This is a genomic window from Microcoleus sp. bin38.metabat.b11b12b14.051 (assembly GCF_013299165.1).
Taxonomy (GTDB): domain Bacteria; phylum Cyanobacteriota; class Cyanobacteriia; order Cyanobacteriales; family Microcoleaceae; genus Microcoleus.
In genome coordinates this window covers 92,809-99,819 of record NZ_JAAFKD010000023.1, presented here as the reverse complement: position 1 = coordinate 99,819, position 7,011 = coordinate 92,809, and the positions used below count along the sequence as shown (strand labels likewise).

Here is a 7,011-nt window from a genome sequence, read left to right as displayed (position 1 = left end):
AGGAATAAAAGTCTTACCAAAAAAGTTAAAAGAGTATCTACCCTTATGGCAACGTTCTGAAACTTTACCGAAATGGGATATCACGATTACCCCAATTTGACTGGTATTTTATTTTTCCGCGCCTCCCTTAGAATGTGGCCGATGGTAACGACGGTTTCCAGAGCACCGTAGATCAAAAGCGTCACAGAGGCTGCAAAACAACCGAGTACAGCGATTAACATTAGATAGCGACTTCTGGCAAGAATTCGATGCAGCATAGTTAATATCAGCTTGGGAAATTAGTTAGAGAACAACCGCTCTCTGGCATACCTTTGAATTTACTATATCAGGGTTTTGTCGATCGCACTCACCAACAATTTTGACGGGGGCGCCGCCGCTAGTTAATTTGATCTCACGCCCGCCCGCCTCAGATACCCATCAGTTTTCCTTTACAGGAAAGCGGAGGCGGCCGTCAAAACCGAGTCAAAAGCCTTGTGTTTGCTTTTGTTACAGGATCTGAAGCTAGCGTGAGATCGCACTTTTTGAGCTAGATTAATTTCCTGGCAAATTTTGACCTGTATTCTGCGAAGCTCAAAATTTCCCGCAGCAAATCAAGGAAAAATAGCAATCAAAAAAATATTAAACTAACTCATCTGGTGGAGCTAAGCGAGGGAAACTTTAACCCAACAATTTTTAGCAAAACCGGGTCTCTTTGCCGATTAGATGATTTTGATGTCCCTACAGAACCGTCAAATCAGATAGCATCCACCACCTGAAATAAAACGCCAATTTGCCAAATATTCCTAAAGATGAATGGCGAACTTGCACGATCGGTAATAGGTTATAAACTATTGAGGCTGTGGTGAAAATTTCGATCAAAAAAATCGCCGAAGTAAAGAAAGTGACTTAACTCTCTTGCCTTCAAGTTACCGCAGCAAATGTGAGAAGAATTGCACGTTCTGCTGTCAATTAGACCCTGCGGTTTTGTTGGCAGTAAAAAGCACTCGCACTACTCTACAAAGCAAAAGCAAGCATAACCATGAAATCTTCTAAATTGTTGAAAGTTGTTTTAGCAGGGGCTTGTACTTTAAGTTTAGCAACGGTTTCCCTAGCACTGCCTGCTTCTGCCCAGTCGGGAGGTAGCGGTGCTGGTGGCGGTGCTAGCGGCGGTGCTAGCGGTGGCGGTGCTAGCGGCGGCACAACTGGTACAGACAGCGGTAGCAGCGGTACTGGCGTGGCGCCAAACAGCGGTACGAGCGGTACCAGCGTCACCCCAGACAGCGGTACGAGCGGTACCACCGTCACGCCAAACAGCGGTACGAGCGGTACCACCGTCACGCCAAACAGCGGTACGAGCGGTACCAGTGTCACCCCAGACAGCGGTACGAGCGGTACGAGCGGTAGCAGCGTCACGCCGAGTACGGGTACCAGCGGTAGCAGCGTCACGCCGAGCACGGGTACCAGCGGTACGAGCGGTAGCAGCGTCACGCCGAGCACGGGTACCAGCGGTACGAGCGGTAGCAGCGTCACGCCGAGCACGGGTACGAGCGGTACCACAGTCACGCCGAGTACGGGTACCAGCGGTACTACCGTCACGCCGAGTACGGGTACCAGCGCTACAGACGGTACTACAGCGGCGCCGGCTGGGACTGATTCTGGAGTTTTGAGCGATCGGCGCGATCGCCACAACAATTTGGGTTGGCTGGGTGCCCTGGGCGCGTTAGGTTTGCTCAACTTGTTTCGCAAAGACGATACAGCACCAGATCGCCGATAGTTTCGGGCGATCGTACTCTGGAAAACTTGAAAACTTAGAGGCTTAGAAATTCATGACTTCACTCAAACGCAAAAATTTGTTCGCAAAATTGCTCACTGTTGCTGGAATTGCCGGGGTTAGTTCCTTGCTCGCCGTGCCCGGATTCGCAGAATTAAACCGCCAGACTAACGGCTCCCAAAATTCAAATTCTGCTAGCCTGATCGCGATCGATGCTAACAACAATACCAATCCCGGCGGCCGTCCTTCGGACTCTACCGGTCTCGATGCCAACAATAGCAATCCTAGGGACAGTTCTTCGGAAGCTCCAATGAGCGATCCAAACAACAATAACAATTCCGATCGCTCTTCGGAAGCTCCCGTCAGCGATCCAAACAATAATACTAATCCCGGCGGGCGTCCTTTTGACTCGACTGTACCCACCAACAATAACGATGCCGGCAGCCCTAGCAACACTAGAAATAGCCCCACCAACAATAACAATCCCGGTCGTTCTTCGGAAGCTCCCGTCAGCGATCCAAACAATAATACTAATCCCGGCGGTCGTCCTTTTGACTCGACTGTACCCACCAACAATAACGATCCCGGTCGTTCTCCGAGCTCTTCAACAGGAAAGAATTCTCCTAATTCTCTCAGCAGCAGTGACAGCAACTTTGTGATGCAAGCAGCTCAAGCTGGTATGCTGGAAGTGCAGCTCGGCAGGTTGGCAATGCAGGGCGGTTCTAACACTGCTGTCAAACAATACGGGCAAGAAATGGTTGCGGAACACACGCAGGTAAATCAAGAATTGATGCAGTTAGCAATGCAAAAAGGTGTTGAAGTACCCAAGCAGATGAGCAGCCAGAACAAAGCTGTGAGCGATCGACTTTCGGGACTCTCCGGTACAAGTTTTGACAAAGCTTACAAGCAGGCGATGATCGACAGTCACAATCAGGCTATTACTTTGTTTAAGGCTCAATCTCAACAAGGACAAGATCCCCAGTTGAAGGCTTGGGCTACCCAAAAATTGCCCAACCTTCAGGCGCACTTGCAAATGGTTAACCAAATGTTGGCAGATGTCAGCCAGCCGTAATATTAGCCCAAGTCCGATCGCGTGCAAGTGCGATCGGACTTGATTTTTGCTGCTGCTAAATTTAGGCTAAATTAATCATAATGTTCTCACGGGCGATCGCACTTTAACCCGGATTTATTCAAACACCTAAAAATTAGTCCTCAGTCTCCACAAAAACAGTCACAGCCGCCACAGCGATTAACATTTCATCATTTTTATCATTCAGAGAGGCGATCGCCCTTCCTGGCACAACCATCCCCCCTTGTTCCACAATTAGAGTCTTGCTACCAAAAGGCAGCACCGCCAAAACGTCGTCGTGTCGCACTTGTTCCGGATACGGAACAGCCACCTTTACCTCTACAATCATCTGATTCGGGTCAGTCAAACCCGCCACTTCCCAGACGCCTAAGAGAGCATTATGGGCGATCGCATTTCGTACAGCCCTAGCCGCCGCCACCGTAGGTTCCTGCCCGTGTTGGTCGATACCCATCCCCATTTCAATGATAAAACATTTACGTGCCATAGTTGACCCTTAGTTAATTTTTACTCGCAGTCGTTAGCGCAGTCCTCGCAGAGAATCGCACTCTTTAAAAAACAATTATCAACCACAATGACCAATATTTACATTATTATTCGATCGCTCAATTCCAACTATTAGATTTTTAATTTCATTGACTATAAAAAAAATAAAAATTTTGTGGGGTGGGCATCTTGCCCGCCCCAAGGATAAAATCTTGCCCGCCCCAAGAATAAAATCTGCCCGTCCCAAGGATAAAATTCAAACGTGCAACAGCTTAACAACAGAATACTCATTGCAGTTAAAAAAAATCCAACAACAGACAATCTCACAACCATAGTTCATGAGTCATTATCAATCTAAAATCCAAAATCTAAAATCTAAAATCGTATAACTTATGGTAATATAACCAAAATCACCATTCCTCGCGGACTGCCAAACTCATCGCCAGCCTGAATCATGGATAGTTTTCTCCCAATAGCCTACTTTCAAAACCAATTTCTCCCATTTACCGACGCCAAAATCTCCATAGCCACCCACGCCCTGCACTACGGAACCGGAGTTTTAGGTGGGTTGCGGGGAATTCCCGACCCCCAAAATGGCGATCGCATCTTACTATTTAGATTAGACCGCCACTGTCAAAGATTAAGTCAAAGTGCCAGATTCCTCAACTGCGATTTACCCGCCGACAAAATCCAACAAGTCATCACTGATTTTGTCCAAAAAAATCAGCCCACAAAATCTTTTTACATCCGCCCATTTATCTACACATCCAGTTTAGGAATAGCCCCCCGACTGCACAACGTCGAAACAGACTTCTTTGTCTACGGATTGGAACTATCAGACTACTTACCCAAAGAAGGAGTAAACTGTAGAATTAGCTCTTGGTACCGCCAAGAAGACCGCAGCTTACCCCTAAGAGGTAAAATTAGCGGCGCATACATTACATCAGCCCTAGCCAAAACCGAAGCAGTAGAATCCGGCTTCGACGAAGCAATTATGATGAACACCCAAGGGAAAGTCAGCGAAGCTTCCGGGATGAACATATTTGTCGCGAGAAATGGTAAATTAGTTACTCCTGGTTTCGAGCAAGATATTCTCGAAGGAATTACCAGAGACAGCGTAATCACCATCGCCCGAGACTTAGGAATAGAAGTTACAGAAAGACCAGTTGACAAATCAGAATTGTTGATTGCAGACGAGATTTTTCTGTGCGGAACCGCCGCCAAAGTTACGCCAATTAACCGAGTAGAAAACTATCAATTGCCGAAAAATAGACCCATCACCGAAAAGATTTTGGACAAGCTGACGGCAATTATCGAAAATCGCGATAGCAAGTACAAAGAGTGGGTATTTCCCATTAGTTTGTAGTGAGGACTTCAGTCCGCCGAGGACTAAAGTCCTTACTACGAACCTTCATCGGTTTGTAGTGAGGACTTCAGTCCGCCGAGGACTAAAGTCCTTACTACGAACCTTGAGGACTAAAGTCCTTACTACGAACCTTGAGGACTAAAGTCCTTACTACGAACCTTGAGGACTAAAGTCCTTACTACGAACCTGTTTTACTCACACAAAGCAGCCGCATGATGGCGAAGGTGATCCGCCATAAAACTTGCTACAAAATAATAGCTGTGATCGTAACCTTGCTGCATCCTTAAAGTTAGTGGCTGTCCCACTTTTGCACAAGCAGCCGCGAAGGCATCGGGCAACAATTGCCCGTCAGCCAGATACGAATCATCACTACCGCAGTCAATCAAAATCGGATGCTTGTATTGCTTTTGCATAACTAACTCGCTCGCATCCCAAGCCTTCCAACTCTCCTTATCCCCACCGAGGTAGTGTCCGAATATTTTTTGTCCCCAAGGGCTGCGGGCGGGCGCGCAAATAGGCGCAAAAGCCGAAACTGAAAGATAGCGATCGCCATTTTTTAACGCACAAATCAAAGCCCCGTGTCCGCCCATCGAATGACCAAAAATTCCCTGTTTTTCCGGTATCGCTGGAAAATTAGCCGCGATTAAATTCGGCAACTCATCAACCACGTAGCTGTACATTCGATAGTGAGAATTCCAAGGTGCCGCTGTCGCATCCACATAAAAACCCGCACCACTTCCTAAATCCCAATTGTCGGCTTCCCCAGGAATGCCAGTATGGCGCGGGCTAGTGTCTGGCGCCACCAGCATTAACCCATATTTAGCGGCAAATTTCTGCGCCCCCGCTTTTGCCATAAAGTTCTCTTCCGTGCAGGTTAAACCTGATAGAAAGTAGAGGATTGGTACGGGTTGTAATTCGGCTTGTGGTGGCTGATAAACGGTGAATTTCATCTCGCTGTTGCAGGCTGAGGATTGATGGCTATAAAAGCCGAGTTTGCCGCCGAAGCTTTTATATTGTTTTTCTAGTTTGAGGGATTTAGATATCATGTTAATTCTATTTCATTTGTGAATTAGATTTTTTTTGCCGCAGAGAGCGCAGAGAGCGCAGAGGAAGAGAGAAGAGAGAAAGATTTTTGTTCAAAATGTCAAAACTGTACGAATTGATTTGCCTTTGTGCATTAAATCGAAAGCATCGTTAATTTGATCGATCGGCATTACCTGAGTAATCAAGCTATCAATATCAATTTTACCATCCATGTACCAATCAACAATCTTGGGTACATCGGTTCTGCCCTTGGCGCCACCAAAAGCTGTGCCTTTCCAAACCCTACCAGTTACTAATTGAAACGGACGGGTGCTAATTTCTTGACCGGCTCCTGCTACTCCGACAATGATGCTGACACCCCAACCTTTGTGACAGCATTCTAAAGCTTGACGCATCACATTAATGTTGCCGATACATTCAAAAGTGTAATCGGCTCCGCCTTTGGTTAAATCTACTAAATAAGGTACTAATTCGCCCTCAACTTCGCGGGGATTGACAAAGTGAGTCATGCCGAATTTTTCTGCCATTGCTCGCTTGTCGGGATTCAAGTCTACGCCGACAATCATGTTAGCTCCCACTATGCGAGCGGCTTGAATTACATTTAGCCCCACGCCGCCCAAACCGAAAACTATAACATTAGAACCGGGTTCTACTTTCGCTGTATTGATGACAGCGCCGATGCCTGTGGTGACGCCGCAGCCGATTAAACAAACTTTATCAAAGGGAGCGTCATCGCGGATTTTTGCTACGGCAATTTCTGGCAATACTGTATAATTAGCAAAGGTAGAAGTTCCCATGTAATGGAAAATTTTCTCGCCATTAATTGAAAACCTGCTGGTGCCATCGGGCATTACGCCTTGTCCTTGAGTGAGGCGAATTGCTTGACAAAGATTGGTTTTACCACTCAAACAATATTCGCAGTTGCGACATTCGGGTGTGTAAAGTGGAATTACCCGATCGCCCTTTTTGACACTTGTGACTCTCGCCCCAACATCCGCGACAATCCCCGCTCCCTCGTGGCCGAGAATTGCCGGAAACAAGCCCTCTGGATCGGCGCCGGAAAGAGTATAAGCATCAGTGTGACAGACACCCGTCGCCTTAATTTCCACCAGCACCTCACCAGCCCGCGGCCCGTCCAGATCCACCGTCTCAATGGTCAAAGGTTGGCCGGCACTGCGAGCAACTGCTGCTTTTACTTTCATGCTTTCCCCCTGGAATGATTTGTCAACTGAGCCATCAATATGTATTGTATTACTTAACATCTAAATTGCAGCAAGT

7 protein-coding genes are annotated in these 7,011 nt (G+C 47.1%); 3 read left to right on the top strand and 4 right to left on the bottom strand.

The window, feature by feature from the left end:
* Positions 1-86: 86 nt before the first annotated feature.
* Positions 87-257 (bottom strand): YqhA family protein, encoded by a 171-nt coding sequence (locus tag QZW47_RS22040; protein ID WP_293131401.1) that lies wholly within the window; start codon positions 255-257, stop codon positions 87-89.
* Positions 258-1,018: 761 nt separating this feature from the next.
* On the opposite strand from QZW47_RS22040, the gene QZW47_RS22035 reads away from it, so the two are divergent.
* Positions 1,019-1,753: a hypothetical protein gene (locus QZW47_RS22035; RefSeq protein WP_293131398.1), complete on the top strand. Its 735-nt coding sequence runs from the start codon at positions 1,019-1,021 to the stop codon at positions 1,751-1,753.
* A 52-nt stretch (positions 1,754-1,805) separates the two neighbouring features.
* Positions 1,806-2,822, top strand: a complete 1,017-nt coding sequence (locus tag QZW47_RS22030) for a DUF4142 domain-containing protein (RefSeq protein ID WP_293131395.1) — start codon at positions 1,806-1,808, stop codon at positions 2,820-2,822.
* A 133-nt stretch (positions 2,823-2,955) separates the two neighbouring features.
* Here QZW47_RS22030 and QZW47_RS22025 read toward each other — a convergent pair whose 3' ends face one another.
* The gene (locus QZW47_RS22025; RefSeq protein WP_293131392.1) at positions 2,956-3,324 is read right to left on the bottom strand and encodes a Lin0512 family protein; all 369 of its coding nucleotides are present in this window, start codon (positions 3,322-3,324) and stop codon (positions 2,956-2,958) included.
* A 453-nt stretch (positions 3,325-3,777) separates the two neighbouring features.
* Here QZW47_RS22025 and QZW47_RS22020 point away from each other — a divergent pair, with 453 nt between their 5' ends.
* The gene (locus QZW47_RS22020; protein ID WP_293131389.1) at positions 3,778-4,689 is read left to right on the top strand and encodes a branched-chain amino acid transaminase; all 912 of its coding nucleotides are present in this window, start codon (positions 3,778-3,780) and stop codon (positions 4,687-4,689) included.
* A 191-nt stretch (positions 4,690-4,880) separates the two neighbouring features.
* Here the strand turns inward: QZW47_RS22020 and fghA are convergent, their stop codons facing one another.
* Together fghA and QZW47_RS22010 are read right to left on the bottom strand one after the other, a co-directional pair.
* A complete protein-coding gene (fghA, locus tag QZW47_RS22015) occupies positions 4,881-5,735 on the bottom strand; it encodes an S-formylglutathione hydrolase (RefSeq protein WP_293131386.1) in 855 nt (284 codons plus the stop codon).
* Positions 5,736-5,825: 90 nt separating this feature from the next.
* Entirely contained in the window at positions 5,826-6,935 is a 1,110-nt protein-coding gene (locus tag QZW47_RS22010; RefSeq protein WP_293131383.1) for an S-(hydroxymethyl)glutathione dehydrogenase/class III alcohol dehydrogenase, read from the bottom strand.
* Between the last annotated feature and the right edge of the window lie 76 nt (positions 6,936-7,011).